The sequence below is a fragment of the Bacillus mycoides genome (genome assembly GCF_001757995.1).
GTDB lineage: Bacteria > Bacillota > Bacilli > Bacillales > Bacillaceae_G > Bacillus_A > Bacillus_A mycoides_B.
In genome coordinates this window covers 354,863-371,291 of record NZ_LXLV01000062.1, presented here as the reverse complement: position 1 = coordinate 371,291, position 16,429 = coordinate 354,863, and the positions used below count along the sequence as shown (strand labels likewise).

Annotated in this window: 20 protein-coding genes and 1 pseudogene; 14 read left to right on the top strand and 7 right to left on the bottom strand. The window is 34.6% G+C overall.

Annotated features, from left to right (window positions below):
• The first annotated feature begins 284 nt into the window (after window positions 1–284).
• Complete coding sequence (locus BWGOE10_RS30410) at window positions 285–422, top strand: YvrJ family protein (protein WP_000393342.1); 138 nt, start codon at window positions 285–287, stop codon at window positions 420–422.
• A 59-nt stretch (window positions 423–481) separates the two neighbouring features.
• Here BWGOE10_RS30410 and BWGOE10_RS20205 read toward each other — a convergent pair whose 3' ends face one another.
• On the bottom strand, window positions 482–1,258 hold the full coding sequence (locus BWGOE10_RS20205) for a 3-hydroxybutyrate dehydrogenase (RefSeq protein WP_070144717.1): 777 nt from the start codon (window positions 1,256–1,258) through the stop codon (window positions 482–484).
• A 196-nt stretch (window positions 1,259–1,454) separates the two neighbouring features.
• On the opposite strand from BWGOE10_RS20205, the gene BWGOE10_RS20200 reads away from it, so the two are divergent.
• The 4 genes and pseudogenes from BWGOE10_RS20200 (at window position 1,455) to BWGOE10_RS30405 (ending at window position 3,549) form a co-directional block, all read left to right on the top strand.
• Complete coding sequence (locus BWGOE10_RS20200) at window positions 1,455–1,787, top strand: PadR family transcriptional regulator (RefSeq protein ID WP_000107974.1); 333 nt, start codon at window positions 1,455–1,457, stop codon at window positions 1,785–1,787.
• Window positions 1,787–2,554 carry a DUF1129 domain-containing protein gene (locus BWGOE10_RS20195; RefSeq protein ID WP_070144716.1) on the top strand — a complete coding sequence of 256 codons (768 nt, stop codon included), beginning with the start codon at window positions 1,787–1,789 and terminating at the stop codon, window positions 2,552–2,554. The genes BWGOE10_RS20200 and BWGOE10_RS20195 overlap by 1 nt, the downstream gene beginning before the upstream one ends.
• A gap of 13 nt (window positions 2,555–2,567) precedes the next feature.
• Window positions 2,568–3,329 (top strand): DUF1129 domain-containing protein, encoded by a 762-nt coding sequence (locus tag BWGOE10_RS20190; protein WP_070144715.1) that lies wholly within the window; start codon window positions 2,568–2,570, stop codon window positions 3,327–3,329.
• 4 nt (window positions 3,330–3,333) lie between these two features.
• Window positions 3,334–3,549 (top strand): annotated as a pseudogene (locus tag BWGOE10_RS30405) (DNA-binding protein).
• A gap of 15 nt (window positions 3,550–3,564) precedes the next feature.
• Here the strand turns inward: BWGOE10_RS30405 and BWGOE10_RS20185 are convergent.
• Window positions 3,565–4,182: an ImmA/IrrE family metallo-endopeptidase gene (locus BWGOE10_RS20185; RefSeq protein ID WP_002122123.1), complete on the bottom strand. Its 618-nt coding sequence runs from the start codon at window positions 4,180–4,182 to the stop codon at window positions 3,565–3,567.
• A gap of 177 nt (window positions 4,183–4,359) precedes the next feature.
• Between BWGOE10_RS20185 and BWGOE10_RS20180 the strand changes: the two genes are divergently transcribed.
• The 3 genes from BWGOE10_RS20180 to BWGOE10_RS20170 all read left to right on the top strand — a co-directional run bounded on the left by BWGOE10_RS20180 (window position 4,360) and on the right by BWGOE10_RS20170 (window position 6,525).
• Entirely contained in the window at window positions 4,360–4,653 is a 294-nt protein-coding gene (locus BWGOE10_RS20180) for a DUF3928 family protein (protein ID WP_070144714.1), read from the top strand.
• Between the two features lie 107 nt (window positions 4,654–4,760).
• Window positions 4,761–5,210: an NUDIX hydrolase gene (locus BWGOE10_RS20175; protein WP_002145954.1), complete on the top strand. Its 450-nt coding sequence runs from the start codon at window positions 4,761–4,763 to the stop codon at window positions 5,208–5,210.
• A gap of 139 nt (window positions 5,211–5,349) precedes the next feature.
• Window positions 5,350–6,525 (top strand): acetyl-CoA C-acetyltransferase, encoded by a 1,176-nt coding sequence (locus tag BWGOE10_RS20170; protein WP_070144713.1) that lies wholly within the window; start codon window positions 5,350–5,352, stop codon window positions 6,523–6,525.
• A gap of 29 nt (window positions 6,526–6,554) precedes the next feature.
• On the opposite strand, the gene BWGOE10_RS20165 is transcribed toward BWGOE10_RS20170, so the two are convergent.
• A complete protein-coding gene (locus BWGOE10_RS20165; RefSeq protein WP_070144712.1) occupies window positions 6,555–7,307 on the bottom strand; it encodes an AAA family ATPase in 753 nt (250 codons plus the stop codon).
• A 10-nt stretch (window positions 7,308–7,317) separates the two neighbouring features.
• On the bottom strand, window positions 7,318–7,587 hold the full coding sequence (locus BWGOE10_RS20160) for a hypothetical protein (RefSeq protein ID WP_070144711.1): 270 nt from the start codon (window positions 7,585–7,587) through the stop codon (window positions 7,318–7,320).
• Window positions 7,588–7,733: 146 nt separating this feature from the next.
• Between BWGOE10_RS20160 and BWGOE10_RS20155 the strand changes: the two genes are divergently transcribed.
• Together BWGOE10_RS20155 and BWGOE10_RS20150 are read left to right on the top strand one after the other, a co-directional pair.
• Window positions 7,734–8,462 (top strand): DUF4184 family protein, encoded by a 729-nt coding sequence (locus BWGOE10_RS20155; RefSeq protein ID WP_070144710.1) that lies wholly within the window; start codon window positions 7,734–7,736, stop codon window positions 8,460–8,462.
• 188 nt (window positions 8,463–8,650) lie between these two features.
• The gene (locus BWGOE10_RS20150; protein ID WP_070144709.1) at window positions 8,651–9,409 is read left to right on the top strand and encodes a hypothetical protein; all 759 of its coding nucleotides are present in this window, start codon (window positions 8,651–8,653) and stop codon (window positions 9,407–9,409) included.
• 32 nt (window positions 9,410–9,441) lie between these two features.
• On the opposite strand, the gene BWGOE10_RS20145 is transcribed toward BWGOE10_RS20150, so the two are convergent.
• A complete protein-coding gene (locus BWGOE10_RS20145) occupies window positions 9,442–9,873 on the bottom strand; it encodes a DUF3997 domain-containing protein (RefSeq protein WP_070144708.1) in 432 nt (143 codons plus the stop codon).
• Between the two features lie 131 nt (window positions 9,874–10,004).
• Here BWGOE10_RS20145 and BWGOE10_RS20140 point away from each other — a divergent pair, with 131 nt between their 5' ends.
• From BWGOE10_RS20140 to BWGOE10_RS20130, 3 genes are all read left to right on the top strand, one after another.
• Entirely contained in the window at window positions 10,005–10,460 is a 456-nt protein-coding gene (locus tag BWGOE10_RS20140; RefSeq protein WP_070144707.1) for an RDD family protein, read from the top strand.
• A 298-nt stretch (window positions 10,461–10,758) separates the two neighbouring features.
• The gene (locus BWGOE10_RS20135; RefSeq protein WP_070144706.1) at window positions 10,759–10,857 is read left to right on the top strand and encodes a flagellar motor protein; all 99 of its coding nucleotides are present in this window, start codon (window positions 10,759–10,761) and stop codon (window positions 10,855–10,857) included.
• A 65-nt stretch (window positions 10,858–10,922) separates the two neighbouring features.
• Window positions 10,923–11,432: an SDR family NAD(P)-dependent oxidoreductase gene (locus BWGOE10_RS20130; RefSeq protein WP_002066937.1), complete on the top strand. Its 510-nt coding sequence runs from the start codon at window positions 10,923–10,925 to the stop codon at window positions 11,430–11,432.
• A gap of 69 nt (window positions 11,433–11,501) precedes the next feature.
• Here the strand turns inward: BWGOE10_RS20130 and BWGOE10_RS20125 are convergent, their stop codons facing one another.
• Window positions 11,502–12,602, bottom strand: coding sequence for an ABC transporter ATP-binding protein (locus tag BWGOE10_RS20125; protein WP_070144705.1), 1,101 nt, complete (start codon window positions 12,600–12,602; stop codon window positions 11,502–11,504).
• A gap of 275 nt (window positions 12,603–12,877) precedes the next feature.
• Here BWGOE10_RS20125 and BWGOE10_RS20120 point away from each other — a divergent pair, with 275 nt between their 5' ends.
• On the top strand, window positions 12,878–14,554 hold the full coding sequence (locus tag BWGOE10_RS20120; protein ID WP_098786085.1) for a glycoside hydrolase family 13 protein: 1,677 nt from the start codon (window positions 12,878–12,880) through the stop codon (window positions 14,552–14,554).
• A gap of 39 nt (window positions 14,555–14,593) precedes the next feature.
• On the opposite strand, the gene BWGOE10_RS20115 is transcribed toward BWGOE10_RS20120, so the two are convergent.
• Window positions 14,594–16,354 carry an alpha-glycosidase gene (locus BWGOE10_RS20115; RefSeq protein ID WP_070144703.1) on the bottom strand — a complete coding sequence of 587 codons (1,761 nt, stop codon included), beginning with the start codon at window positions 16,352–16,354 and terminating at the stop codon, window positions 14,594–14,596.
• Between the last annotated feature and the right edge of the window lie 75 nt (window positions 16,355–16,429).

The following is a 16,429-nucleotide window of genomic DNA, read 5'->3' as shown; positions in this document are numbered from 1 at the left end:
AGTCGCTATATAAAAAACCGGTAGAAAAGCATGTTTTTAAATGGTCGAGAGGGACTGGCTATGTATAGGAGCGGTCAGTGCCTGTTCCTACCACGCGCAACGTTTTAAAACAAAGAAAAATAGCAAGGTGTAGGACCATTTGTATCTTCATGGCAGCAATCTATATGCTGAAAAATGAAATGTATGGCTGAGTAGTTAAAAAACAAGCTAATAAAAAATAGCTTGTTTTTTATGCCTTAAGTCTTCCTTTCCTCTTATTTATGTAATGAAGGGAGGAGAGAAAGATGGAAGAGTGGATCAGGATGATAGGTAATGTGGGATTTCCGATTGTTGTAACGCTATATTTACTACATCGCATTGAAAGTAAATTAGACGGAGTGATTGTTGCAATTGAGAAACTCCCTAAACAATTACTAAAGTAGGAAGATCCTCGCGATAGAAAGTAAAATAAAGTTTGCTCTTCGTGAGCAAACTTTATTTTTTATTGAGCAGTATATCCACCATCGATAACAACAGCTTGACCAGTTATGCCTTTTGCTTTTTCACTTGCTAAAAACATAGCATAATCTGCAATTTCTTGTACTTGCAACAAGCGTTTTTGCGGTACAAGAGGATAAATAACATCTTCTAAAACATTTTCAAGTGGTACATTTCGTGTAGTAGCTAAATCCTCTAGTTGATTACGTACAAGAGGGGTATCGACATAACCAGGACAAAGGGCATTTACAGTAATACCATGGGTAGCACCTTCTAAAGCGGCAACTTTTGTTAATCCAATTACGCCATGTTTTGCGCTATTGTAGGCAGCTTTTCCAGCGAATCCGACAAGGCCGTTAATAGAAGCGACGTTAATAATCCGGCCGTATTTTTGTTTTTTCATAATAGGAAAAGCGTGTTTGATGGCGATAAATGGAGCGATTTGCATAATTTTAATAAGAAGCTCGAATTTCTCAGTTGGAAAATCTTCAATCGGTGAAACATGTTGCATTCCTGCATTGTTAATTAATACATCTAGTGAACCGAAGTGAGTAACTGTTTGAGAAATTGCTGCTGCAATTTCTTCTTCAGCTGTAACGTCACATTTTAAACCGATAGCTTGATAGCCTTCTTTTTGCAATTGTTCAGCAGCTTCTTTTGCACGATCTTCAAGGCGATCACTAATGACAACTTTCGCACCTTCTTTTGCAAAAGCGTTCCCCATTTCATAACCAATACCGCTCGCAGCACCTGTTAAAAAGACAACTCGATTTGTAACCATGATGAAAAACACTCCTTCATAATAAAAGTTCTCTTATTGCTCTATTTAGAGAGGTGATAATGAAATTCCTGCAAACATTTGGAAAAATATATTTAGCTATCTTGTTTTACAAAATAGTCTCTGCTATACTACTTTGTAAAGCAAGATACTTACGCTTATCTATCTTGTAAAACAAGATAGTGGGAGGATTTCAATTATGTCGACAAGTCAAATGCTGAAAGGGATTTTAGAAGGGTGCTTACTTGCTATTATTTCTGAAGGTGAAATATACGGTTATGAAATGAGTGAAAAGCTAGCAAAGTATGGTTTTACAATGGCGAGTGAGGGAAGTATTTATCCGTTGTTAATACGGATGCAAAAAGAGGGGCTAATATCAAGTGTAATGAAGGAATCTCCATCTGGTCCGAAACGGAAGTATTATACGTTAACAGAAAAGGGAGAAGATGAACTAGATGAATTTATGGGTCGCTGGGAAGCGATGCAAAGTAGTGTAGAACGTCTACTTGAAGGGAAGGGAAGGAGAAAATAATGTTATCAAGTGAAGCACGAAATTTTTTATTAGATATGAGATTGTTTTTGACGGCAAAGAGTGTGAAAGAAAGTGATATTGAAAGCTTTTTAGAAGATGCAGAGTTGCATTTAATAGAAGGTGAGAGTGAAGGGAAAAGTGTAGAAGAAATTTTCGGAAGTTCACCGAAAGAATATGCCAATGAACTTGTAAAAGTGATGGAAAGAGATAGACAGGAAACGTGGAAGCAAATTGGGTTTACGGTAATGAATATCGTTTCGTTTTGGATTATTGCTTCTATTTTAATGGTTAATAATGGGATTTTACAGATTTCGCTTATTCAATGTATTGGCTATAGTTTTACATTGATTGTAGCTGTAATGGGTCCTAATTTTCTACTTCGCAAAATGACCTTTGTAAAAAGTTTTACAAAAACGTGGTTTTCCATGTGGTTTTTAGTCATGATTGCGCCAATGTTTTTATTAGGAGCAGTTACGATATTAGATGTGATATATCCTACAACGATGTTTACGTTGACTCTAGTCCAAAGTTATATATTAGCTGGAGGGATCTTTATCCTCACGGTAGCTATAAATATATATTTTGAAGGATGGTTTAAAAACTTATATTTAATTATTCCGCTTTCTATTATGTTAGTGTTTAAAACATTTACATCAGAAGATCTCGTGCCAATGTTATTTCAAATTATATGTTTATACGGAAGTTTGTTTATTTTAATTTTTCTTGAAATTATGATGAAGACGAATAGAAGAGAAACGGTTAAATAAGGGAGGGGTTATAATGCAAGTTTCTAAGGAAGGGGAAAAGTTTTTAATCGATACGAAAGTGTATTTAATTACGAAGGGAATTAAAGAAGCGGATGTGGATGCTTTTCTAGAAGATGCAGAACTACATTTAATAGAAGGTGAGAAAAAAGGAAAGACGGTAAGTGATATATTTGGTGATTCGCCAAAAGCGTATGCTGAAGAATTGGCGAAAGAGATGGAGAAGGATAAAAACGGGAGTATAAAAAGTATTTTAGGCATGATAATTGGTATTGGTGGATACTGGTTACTTACAAATATTTTATTTGAAAGTCCAAATCATGAATTTACATTAACAAATGTGCAGTTAATTGGATATCCGATTGTATTAATGATTACTCTTGCAGGAACTATTTTTGCATTTAAAATGTCATCATTTAAAAGTAAACTAAAAGAATTTAGTATTCTTTACTTAGCTTCGATGATACCAATTTTATTACTAGTATTATTAATATTTATGAATAAATGGTATGGGACACCTATAGTGAACCTTTCTGCTATGCAAAGTTATATATTAGCTGGAACTATCTTAATTGTACTGTTAGTTGCTGAAGCATATATACTTGGCTGGATTGGAATCTTAGCTGTCATTATACCGCTATTAATTATGTTTGTATTTAAGGAGTTGGGAAAGCAAAACCCGTATTGGGGAATGTTAGAGCCTTTACTTCTGTGCGGTAGTTTATACGTATTAATGAGATGGTATTTAAAAATTGAAGAGCGAAAAAGTGTAAACTAGAAGAATACATGATGACTATTTTGATACTTTATTAGATGACACATCAGGATATATTTTGTTCTTCGGATTAATAGGAAAAGGGCTGCTCTGGATATGAAAAAAAGTATTTCCAAAGAAATATTATATGGGGATTTTTAGAGGGATTACATTTACTTTTAGTTGTATATTTTTATTTCTCGCAGCCGGTATTTGGTTTGTTGATTGGAATATATTGTTTTAAACAGTAACAATATCGTTACTGTTTTTTTCTTTGTAATAAAGGACTTTGTAAAGAGAGCGCTTTTTGTTCATTTGTTAATAATGAATTGATGTGAACTTTATTAGGGCTAGGGACTATAGGGTACATAAGGTTTGATGGTGAATGGTGATGTTCAGAACCGGTTGGAGAGTGGGGATCTGCGTGCGTAAGTTTTCCATGAATTCGTCTTGTGAATAAAATATGACCAATTTCGTGAGCGAGGGTGTATATATTTTTCATTGGAGCAGCTGAGTTTGTTAGAACGATGTAACCAGTAAGTTGTTGTTGTTTCGCTAGAGAGTAAGCGCAAGCGATTACTGCGGTTTCTTTGAAATAATCACTGCCAATATAACAAATATAAAGGTCACATTCAGGAGCTTCGTTAACACAAGTTTGAAAAAAGGATGATAATTTCTCCTGACTTTGAATGGAGTTTTTATAACTAATTTCCCGATTAGAAAAACGGAAAAGTTCGTTTAGTACAATTACTTCTTTAATTTGAAATGTAATGGGATGCCAAATTGATTCTGCAACTGCTAAATCTTTTGCAATACGGTCGTCAGAAATATCGGCGCCTGGAGTAATGCAAACACATATATTAACGTATGAATCCATAAAGAACACCTCAAATGAAAAAATTCTTTCTATAATATATGTGGGGAAAAGGTCCTATGTATGGATAAACGCCTTGTTTATTACACGAATATATAGACTACAAGTCGAAAAAATTTCATAGTTCTATAACGTAGTATGGTCATCTTTTTGATATAGTAAAGAAAAGGGGGAGAATATATGTATACATTAAAAATCGTTTCAGACAGAGAAGCTCTGTATCAATTTGCGAGCTATGTAAGAGTTGTGCAAGGGGTTGAAGATGTATATGTAGAGGTGGGAGAACCTTTATATGAACATCCATTAATGAAATTTTATGTACATATTACAATTGAAGAAACATATGATCAGTATAAAGCGTTACAAGAAATAGCTAGATTAGTAGAATTAGGGCGTTTTACATATGTCCATTATAGCAATGAGGAAATTGAAGAAGCTTTTGAAGCTGTAAAATACGAAAGCTTTAAGAAATAACGGTAAAAAAAGGAAGCGAAAGCTTCCTTTTTTGTTGAAAATTACATCAACAAAAGGAAGAGAATTTTGTTATGATAAGGAAGGGTGAGGAAAGGAGAGTTTACATATTGGGGTATATTGAAGAGTTACGCAAAGTAGTTGGTACGAGACCACTTATTTTAGTAGGATCAGCAATTATTATATTAAATGATAATCAAGAAGTATTGCTTCAATATCGTTCAGATACATATGATTGGGGTGTGCCTGGCGGGGCAATGGAACTGGGAGAAACGACAGAAGAAACTGCTCGTAGAGAATTATTCGAGGAGACGGGGTTAAGTGCAAAAATAATGCAATTTCTTGGCGTTCTTTCAGGAAAGGAAGTTTATTTCCGTTATCCAAATGGAGATGAAATTTTTAATGTGATTCATCTGTATCAGGCACATCATGTAAGCGGAGAATTAAAGCTCGATCATGAAGGGTTACAACTTCAATATTTTCCAGTAGATAAGTTACCGAAATTGAATGAAACGACAGAGAAGATATTACAAAAATTCTTATACGCATTGACAGAATAGAAGGTTAATTCCTTCTATTTTTATTATATTAAATATTTTGATTTTTTGGTATGTTTATAGTATGATAACTGTAGACATACATCTTATGGAATTCCATCTAAAAACTTACTAGGGTACATAAGAGAGGGGCAAGTACAAAATGCATAATGTTGTCATTACAGCTGCAGTTCGTTCACCAATTGGAACTTTCGGAGGAGCACTAAAAAATATAACACCAGTAGAATTAGCTGTTCCTGTACTTCAGGAAGCTGTAAAAAGAGGCGGAGTAGAGCCACATGAAGTTGATGAAGTAATTTTAGGTCATTGTATTCAAAGAACTGATGAAGCAAATACAGCAAGAACAGCTGCATTAGCGGCAGGATTTCCTGACACAGTTACTGGTTATACAATTCAACGTCAATGTTCTTCAGGTATGCAAGCAATTATGTCTGCTGCAATGCAAATCCAATTAGGTGTAAGTGATATTGTTGTTGCAGGTGGAGTAGAAGCAATGAGCTCGAGCCCTTATGCATTAAAACAACACCGCTGGGGACAACGTCTACAGCACGGAGAAATTCGTGATACGGTGTGGGAAGTTTTAGAAGATCCGATTCACCATATTATGATGGGTGAAACAGCGGAAAATTTAGTTGAACAATATGAAATTACAAGAGAGGAACAAGATGAAGTTGCGCTTCGTAGTCATACATTAGCGTTGCAAGCGATGGAGTCTGGATACTTTGACGATCAAATTGTTCCTATTACGATAAAAGAACGTAGAAAAGAAGTTGTATTTGCGAAGGATGAACATCCACGTGCAGATATTACAGCTGAAAAATTAGCAGGATTAAAACCAGCTTTCCGTAAAGATGGATCAGTAACTGCAGGGAATTCATCTGGTCTTAATGACGGAAGTGCAGTTCTAGTATTAATGAGCGAAGAAAAAGCAAAAGAAAAAGGCTTACAGCCGTTAGCTCGAATTGTTGGATATTCAGTAGCAGGTGTAGATCCGAAAATTATGGGTATTGGACCAGCACCAGCAATTCGCAAAGGATTAGAAAAAGTAGATTGGTCATTAGAAGATGCAGATTTACTTGAAATTAATGAAGCTTTCGCTGCACAATACCTAGCTGTAGAGAAAGAGTTAGGGTTAAATCGTGAGAAAGTGAATGTAAACGGTAGTGGTGTAGGACTTGGACATCCAATCGGTTGTACAGGAGCTCGTATTACGGTAAGTATAATTCACGAATTAAAAAGACGTGGATTAGAGAAAGGTATTGCCTCTCTATGCGTTGGAGGCGGTATGGGAGTAGCTTTATTTATAGAAGCATTATAAAAAAGAGGCAGCGATTGCTGCCTCTTTTTTTATGACTCAAATAAGTGATGAAATAATCGATCGCGATTTTCAAAGAAAAGTTTCGTTGTTTGGTAATGCTCCGTTTCTTCTAATGTCGATTCGTGAATCCCTTCTTGAGTTAAAGAGTATATAGTAGATTCAGGATAAGCCATTAAAATGGGAGAATGCGTCGCGATAACAAATTGTGAACCTTGTTCAGCTAGCTCGTGCATGCGAATGAGCATTGAAAGTTGCCTCATGGGGGATAAAGCTGCCTCAGGCTCATCTAAAATATATAAACCTTGTCCTGAAAAGCGGTTCATAAATAATGAGAAGAATGATTCTCCATGGGATTGTTTGTGTAGTGAAATACCACCATAGGAATTAATAATTTTTTCCCCAAGTCCTTCTCGATCGTTATCCATTTCATCAATGTAAGAAGCAACATTATAAAATGATTCAGCACGAAGAAAGAAGCCGTCGTTTGGTGTATTGAAACTTTTTGAAATTCGAAGATATTCATGTAAAGATGAATGGGAATCATTTGTGCTAAAACGGAAGTTCTTCGTTCCACCTTCTGCATTAAAACCTAAAGCAACTGCAATCGCTTCGAGTAATGTTGATTTACCCGTTCCGTTTTCTCCAATAATGAATGTTACATTCGGATGGAAAAGGAGTGATTGTAATGTTCGTATAGCCGGTAAACAGTATGGATATGCGGAAAAGCTAGGGATATTTTCTTTTTTTAATGTGACACTTTTTAAAAAGGGTACGTCAATCAATATATAAACCTCAATTCATAACGGATTTTGATTCTAAAAAAGTAGCAAATACAAGCGTAAGACAACTTGCGCATAATAATGTATATTGAAGCATGCCAAAACCGAGACCTTCCGAGCCGAAAGTCATTCTCTTCCATATAAAAATGAAAAGAACACTCATAAAGCCAAAGAGAGCAGGCATATATTTTATAATTTTCAAGTGCTTCCATAGAAAGAAGCCAATGTATGTACTTAAAAACAAGGTAAACAGAACAAGAAAAAATACAAGTGTTAATGACACATGAATCCCCCTATTTTCTGAATATTTCAAGTGGATTATAACATGTAAACTATCATATTCCAATGTGAAAATAAATATTGCATGGAGATTATTCATGTCGTTATGATAGTATGTATTCTATTGAAATTATGAAAAGGAGTTAAAACATGCCGTTTACATTTGCACATCCAGCAGCTGTTCTCCCTTTTGCTAAGAAACATTCTAGTTACATTTCAGTAACGGCTCTTATATTAGGTAGTATGGCACCTGATTTTGAATATTTTTTACATTTTAGGCCATACGGTATTATTGGCCATACATGGGCTGGTTTCTTATATTTGAATTTACCACTCGTTTTTTTATTAGCATATGCATATCATCGTATTTTAAAAGGGCCGTTTATAACACATTTACCTAAGCCTTTTGCTACGTACTATAAATATATAGCTGATGAAAAGTGGGGGCTTTATACTTGGAAAGATTTTTTTGTATTTTGCTATTCTGCTTTATTCGGTATGGTGACGCATGTCGTTTGGGATGCTTTTACTCATAAGACAGGCTATTTTGTTATGAAGATGCCGTTGTTACGGCAAGAATTACATGGTATTCCAATTTATAAATATATGCAGCATGGGAGTACATGTTTTGGTCTACTATTACTAATATATGTACTATGGAAATATAGGAGGGAAACTGATAAAGATACTAGTGTAGCTTCGGAGAAAAGGAAATATTGGGCTTCATCTATCGTTGTGGCAGCCATTATATTTATCGTTCACGCGTTATTAGATCCCTATTTTCATATTTTCCAAATAGGGGGTATAATAGTATCTGGACTGACAAGTTCGTTTTGTGGACTTCTTATTGTTTCTATAGTTTACAAAGCAAGGGACTAATTTACCCCGCATTAACGGGCAGTAAGACTCCCACCTCAAAATTCGGCTGGAGCGAAGAAGTTAGGCGGGAGATCAACTGCCCGTAAAAGCCCGATTGGTTCAACTAATAATCAGTGGGGGATGGACAAAACCCCCACTGATTAAAGTTTCACTTTATATTAATGAATGATAGTGTTAGGAGAAATTAAATGATGAAAGCATGGAAAAGTATTTTTGTTTTATGTAGTTTTCTTCTTATGTTAAGTGGTTGCTTCCATCAAGAAGAAAAGAAGGCAGAACCTAAAAAGAAAGAATCTATTCCAGAAACAAAAGAGTATGGTGGGCGTGAGCTTAAAAAAGTAGGACAAAAAGTGAAAGAAAAAGGATGGGGGACATTTGAATTAGAACAGATTCATTCTGTGAATCAGACATTTGAAGTAGCCCCAATGAAAATTCACGTACAAGACGTTAAAGTTATCTCATTATCACAAATGAGCAAAGAAGCAAAAAATACATTGAAAGTGTATACTGCATTAACTCCTGAAGAAGTAAAGCGTAGATTAGGAGATAAAGTGAGTCAAGAAGACGCTGAATTATATGCATCGTTAAGTGGAACAGAGATTAGCGATACGATTCGGTATGTTGAAATTACATATAAGGTAGAGAATAGTGGAGGTAAGAACATGCAATTCTTCTCTATGAATGATGTTATTATTAATGACAAACAGCATTTTAATGTAGCGACTCAAAACTTTTTATATGAAGAAGACACACTTGTAGGCACAAAGAGTGCATCAAGGGAAGATTATAAGCCTGGTGAGACACGAGAAGGAATTATCGGTTTAATACTTGATGATGGAAAAGAGAAGGTAAAGGATATTAAGTTTACAACAGATGATTTAGCAGCAGGAGATACTCAGGAAGCTGTTAAAGAGCCACAAACTTTCCATATCTCATTTCCTAAGTAGTGTATTTAAATGAAAACAGTCAGCATAAAAAGTTATGCTGACTGTTTTTTTAGCTCTTTCACATATGAATCTACACTTTGAAAAGGTACAGTAATTTTAAAAGCATCTTTCTGCTCGTTAAATTGTTTTTCATTATAAGGACCGAATCGTTTATTATGCTTTACATCGATAATCCAATAATGTTCACTTTTTTTATTTGTAATTGCTGCGTCAGGATTATTTGGATCTGACTTTTCCTCAATTTGTTTTGTGATAATGTATTTATCGTCCCAAGCAATTTCTGTAATTTTTGCAGGGATGTATTGTGTAGCATATACAGCATCCTGCGTGGGGAAAAGTTCAAATGCATCTCCAGAAGTATGGATGAGTTCGTATTCATCGTTAATCGTATATGTTAAATGGTTTGTATTGCCTGTACAACCCGTTAATAAGAGTGCGGCAAATAGGATTATCCATCTTTTCAATATGGGAACCTCCTTTACAATGCTGTTGTAAAACATTGTACAAGAAAAGTAAGCGAAACGCCAGTTTACAATGTTTTTTAGAAGTGGTACGATGAAACGGGTAAAGAAGGATATGAAGGAGTCGACACAAAATGAAGTTAAAGATGCATCGTCCAGCGCTTGTAATGAATCGCATAGGTGCTTCCCTTATTGACATGTTTTTAATCTCGGTTACGTACGGTGCAGTAGTAGCTATTATTACCGGAAACTATAGTGCTATTTTCAATCGTTTTAATATAAGTTTAGGTGACTATAGATATGACCTTACACTTGTTTTCGTATTAATGGCCATAAATTTTATTGTGTTACCTTTTCTTTGGAACGGTTCTACACTTGGTAAAAAGGTAACAAGAACAAAAATAATCTCGTTAAAAAGTGAAAAATTAACGTTACAAACATTAATAATACGATTTTTGGTATTATTATTACCAAGCATATTATTACTTGGAGTTCCATTAATATGCAATGTATATATGATGTTATTCCGCAAAGATAATTGTGGCTTCCATGATTTAATTGCAAAGACGAAAGTGATGAGTCTTGTATAATTAATTTTTAGAGTATACGTGCTACTAATGAAATAAGACTTTTTATTGTTTCTATATAAAAAGTCTTATTTTTAATTTTGTGAAAAATTTCATCATTCTCTTATTTTTCGAAAGATTCAATAAATGAAATTGATATAGGGCGGATATTTCCTATATAGCACCCTCCATATTATTGATGGATGTTTAAAGAAGCGGTAGCTAATTCAAACATCCTATTTTCGTTTTGAAAAGATTGAAAATTAAGAGAATGGTATAATGGTTATAAATAATATCGTTATATAACAAAGGGGGATTTGGAATGACTGGAGGTAGCTTAATATTTTGGGGAATTCTTATTTTTATTGGTTTAACCGTCGATCAATATAATAGTAAGAAAAAAAAAGAAACAAAAAAGTAATCGTTTACAATTTGTAGCGTGAACTTTTCCTGCTTGCAGACTAATCTAATAAAGGAGTATACTGAATGACGGTAAGACTTATAGAAGGGGTAATGAAAATGAAGCTTGCAGGAAAGGTTGCCATTGTAACTGGTGGTGGCATCGGTATTGGACGTAGTACAGCTCTTTTGTTGGCTAAGCAAGGCGCAAAAGTAATTGTGACGGACATTGATCAAGAAAGTGGACAAGCAACAGCCGAGGAAATTACGGATTTAGGCGGAGAAGCACTTTTTGTATCCTACGATATGGGGAAACAAGGAGATTGGCAACGTGTTATTAGTTTTGCTATGGAGGCATATAGTCGTATTGATATGCTTTTTCAAAATGCTGGTCTATATAAAATAGATTCTATTTTTTCTCGCCAACAAGAGAACGATTCCAATGTACTTTGTATTAATGACGTTTGGATAGAGATAAAACAATTAACGTCATCTTTTATGAAACAGCAAGAAGAAGTGGTGCTTAGTGATTTGCCGGTTTTTGGTATTATTAGCACGAGAGGACAATCATTTCATACAATAGAAGCCCTAGTATAATAATGGAAAACCGCCCCCAGTATATATGTGGACGGTTTTTTTGTATGTTCTATAATAGAACTTTATTTTTTAACGAATACGTTGTTCGGTTTGGCTATCAAAGAAATGTGCTTTATTCATATCAAAAGCAAGATTAATTTGGTCACCAGGTGAAAAAGTATGTCTTGCATCAACACGTGCTGCAAAATCTTGATTTCCAAGTTTCATATATAAAATGGATTCAGCCCCTAACAACTCTGCAACCTCAATTTTTGTTGTGAAAGTAGTAGCTTGTGAAGCTTCTAAAAATAATAGTTCATCATGAATATCTTCTGGACGAATACCTAAAACAATTTCTTTATTTACATAGCCTTGTTCGCGTAATAACTTCATTTTTCCTTCAGATACTTTAATCTTTAGTGAACTGTCTATAACGAAATCGGTTTCAGTTAATTTTCCACGGAAGAAATTCATTGCGGGTGAACCGATAAAACCACCAACGAAAATATTTTCAGGTGTTTCATATACTTCTTTTGGAGTTCCAATTTGTTGGATTTTGCCGTCTTTCATAACAACAAGACGTGAAGCCATTGTCATAGCCTCAGTTTGATCATGTGTTACATAAATTGTCGTTGTGCCAAGGCGGTGGTGTAATTTAGAAATTTCTGATCGCATTGCAACACGTAGTTTAGCGTCTAAGTTTGATAATGGTTCATCCATTAAGAAGACTTTTGCGTCTCGAACGATTGCCCTACCTAATGCAACACGTTGACGTTGTCCACCTGATAAAGCTTTCGGTTTTCTATCTAAATATTGTTCAAGCCCTAAAATTTGAGCTGCATGTTTCACTCGACGGTCGATTTCATCTTTCGGTATTTTTCGAAGTTTTAATCCAAATGCCATATTATCATACACACTCATATGTGGATAAAGAGCGTAGTTTTGGAAGACCATTGCGATATCTCGATCTTTTGGAGGAACATCGTTCATTAGCTTACCATCAATTGAAAATTCTCCTTTTGAAATATCTTCAAGTCCAGCTACCATTCGTAGTGTTGTAGATTTTCCACAGCCAGAAGGACCAACGAATACGATAAATTCTTTATCTTGAATGTGTAAGTTAAAATCTGTTACGGCTGTTACGTTATTATCATATATTTTATAAATATTTTCTAATTTTAGTTCTGCCATGATATTTCCCCCTAGAAAGTTTATGCAAACGTTTTCTTTGAATTTATTATAAACGAATAGATTCAAAAAAGAAATAAAAACACTATAAAAAAATAAAACGTTTTCATTATCCCTATGAATATATAATAAGTTCCACATGTTTTATTAGAAAAAGAAAATAAATATTGTAAGCGCTATTTTAAATTTGGATAGAATCTGTTATCATTCAGTAATGAAAACGTTTGCGCCTTAAAAAGACAAAAGAATCAATAGTATAGATGAAATGGGGTAGCATAATGGAAAAACAATGGTGGAAAGAAAGTGTAGTATATCAAATTTATCCTCGTAGCTTTATGGATAGTAACGGTGATGGTATAGGTGATCTTCGTGGTATTATTTCAAAGCTAGATTATTTAAAAGAATTAGGTATTGATGTAATTTGGTTATCGCCAGTCTATGAATCTCCAAACGATGATAATGGTTACGATATAAGTGATTATTGTAAAATTATGAGTGAGTTCGGAACAATGGAAGACTGGGATGAACTATTACATGAAATGCATAAACGTAATATGAAACTTATGATGGACTTAGTTGTTAATCATACTTCAGATGAACATAATTGGTTTATTGAATCACGTAAATCGAAAGATAATAAATATAGAGACTATTATATATGGCGTCCTGGAAATGAAGGAAAAGAACCGAATAACTGGGGAGCCGCTTTTAGTGGATCTGCATGGCAGTACGATGAAATGACAGATGAATATTATTTGCATCTGTTTTCTAAAAAACAGCCAGATTTAAACTGGGATAATGAAAAGGTAAGACAAGATGTTTATGACATGATGAAGTTTTGGTTAGAAAAAGGAATTGATGGGTTCCGTATGGATGTTATTAATTTTATTTCTAAAGAAGATGGCTTACCAGCTGTTGAAACGGATGAAGAAGGATATGTTTCAGGGCATAAACATTTTATGAACGGTCCGAACATTCATAAGTATTTGCATGAAATGAATGAAGATGTATTGTCTCAGTATGACATTATGACGGTTGGGGAAATGCCAGGTGTAACGACAGAAGAAGCTAAATTGTATACAGGGGAAGCTAGAAAAGAACTGCAAATGGTATTCCAATTTGAACATATGGATTTAGATTCTGGAGAAGGTGGGAAATGGGATGTAAAACCATGCTCACTTCTTACTTTGAAACAAAATTTAACAAAGTGGCAAAAAGCATTAGAACAAACAGGATGGAATAGCCTTTATTGGAATAACCATGACCAGCCTCGCGTTGTATCTCGTTTTGGTAATGATGGCGCTTATCATACTGAATCAGCAAAAATGTTAGCGACAGTACTTCATATGATGAAAGGGACACCATATATTTATCAAGGAGAAGAAATCGGAATGACCAATGTTCGATTTGAATCGATTGATGAATATCGAGATATTGAAACATTAAATATGTATAAAGAAAAAGTTATAGAGCGCGGCGAAGATATAGATAAAGTGATGCAGTCTATATATATAAAGGGCCGAGATAATGCTAGAACTCCGATGCAGTGGGATGATAGAGAACATGCTGGATTCACAACGGGTGAGCCTTGGATTGCGGTAAACCCTAACTACAAAGAGATTAATGTGAAACATGCGATCCAAGACGAAGAATCGATTTTTTATTACTATAAAAAATTGATTGAGTTACGCAAAAACAATGAAATAGTTGTGTATGGAACATATGATTTAATACTAGAAAATAACCCTTCTATTTTTGCTTATGTAAGAACATATGGAGAAGAAAAACTTCTGGTGATTGCAAACTTCACTGCAGATGAATGTGTATTTGAATTGCCAGAGGATATTGTTTATAGCAAATTAGAGTTATTAATACACAATTATGAAGTGGCAAATGGATCGATAGAAAATATTACACTACGTCCATATGAAGCGATGGTATATAAAGTGAAATAAGAAAAATCCTTATGCCATCTAGGCATAAGGATTTTTCTATCACCATTTTAAAATAGAGAATCCGTACGGTGGAAGTGTAACTTGTAATACACTTGCTTCCGCTGAAAATTCTTCGTTTGTATAAATGTTAATTATTTTCTTCCCAGTAATATGAAGAGGGAGTGAAGTTGTAACTTCACTGTTAGTAGGATTTAAAACGAAAAAGATAGTTTCATCTTCATATGTTTTTGTATAAGAAATATAATTATGTTCATCATTTGCCTCAATGAATTGAAAAATACCGTTTCCTCCAAATGCTTTATGTTGTTTCCGTAATGAAATTAATGTTTGTATATGTGTAAATAAAAGAGTATCTTGTTCTCTTTCATCCCATATCATGCATTTGCGGCAGTCAGGGTCCATTCCACCATCCATACCGATTTCATCGCCGTAATAAATACAAGGAGAACCGATGAAAGAAAGGTGAAATACATAGAGTAACTTTAACTTATTTTTATCCCCGTTACATGTCGCTAAAATTCTTGGTGTGTCATGACTGTCTAATAAATGAAATGCTGCTTCATTTACATTCATAGAGTAGGAATGTAAAGAATCTGTAATTTGTTTCATGAATTCACTTGCTTTAATGGAATCGTTAGCAAAGTAAGAAAGTAGAGCATTTGTAACAGGATAGCTCATTACAGCATCAAATTGGTCACCTTGTAGCCATGGGAGTGCATCGTGCCAAATTTCGCCTAAAATATATACTTCAGGATTTAATGCTTTTATTTCACTTCGGAATTCTCTCCAAAAACTGTGATCAACTTCATTTGCTACATCAAGGCGCCAACCATCTATATGGAATTCCCTTACCCAATAACGACCTACTTCAAGTAAATATTCTTTTACATCTGGATGTGCCGTATTTAATTTAGGCATATATGGTGTAAACGCGAAAGTATCGTAATTAGGAAGTGGCTCAGTAATAATCGGAAATTCATGAATATGGAACCACTCTTTATAAGCTGACTGATCGCCATTTTCTAGTACGTTTTGAAATTTATCAAAGAAGTATCCGCTATGATTAAAAACAGCGTCGAGCATTACTTTTATACCACGTGTATGACATGCTTCAACGAGTTCTTTGAAAGTTTCTTTCGTCCCGAATTGTGGATCGATTTCCATGTAGTCAATTGTGTCATATTTATGATTTGAATGAGCTTTGAAAATAGGTGTAAAATATATTCCGGAAATTCCAAGCTTAACAAGGTAATCAAGATTTTGAAGAATACCAGCAAAATCTCCGCCGAAAAAATTAGTTGGAGTTGGTTCGGTACTTCCCCAAGGGAGGGTGTTTGCCGTATTTAATGTGCTATCCCCGTTAGCGAATCGTTCCGGGAAAATTTGATACCATACTGTGTCTTTAATCCAGGATGGTGCCCTGAAAACGTCTTTTGCATGAATGAATGGAAAGCAGAAAAAGTTACCGACATCGTCATTTGGGATATTAGAAAAAAATCCTCGTTCTGTATAAATAAGAGTCTCTACGTCGTTTTTTAATTCGAATCCATAACGTAAGCGTTTAAATTTTGGTTTGATTGAAACAGACCAATAATCAAATAACTCAGTAGATCCGGTTTTTTTCATTGGTGTACTCGCTGTAATCCATTTCCCGTCTTGCCATTCGTACGGATCACCGTAGATGAGAGCGGCGCTGTGAACGTCATCTCTTTTTGTGTGTATTCGGATGTGAATTGTTTTTTCGTCGTAAGCGTATGCATAATTATCTTTTGGCCTATGATAGATCGCTTCTTTAAGCATATAGAAAATCCCCCTTTAATATCTCTATACATATAGTTCCCGTAAATGAAATAATAAAGATTATGTTGCAAACGA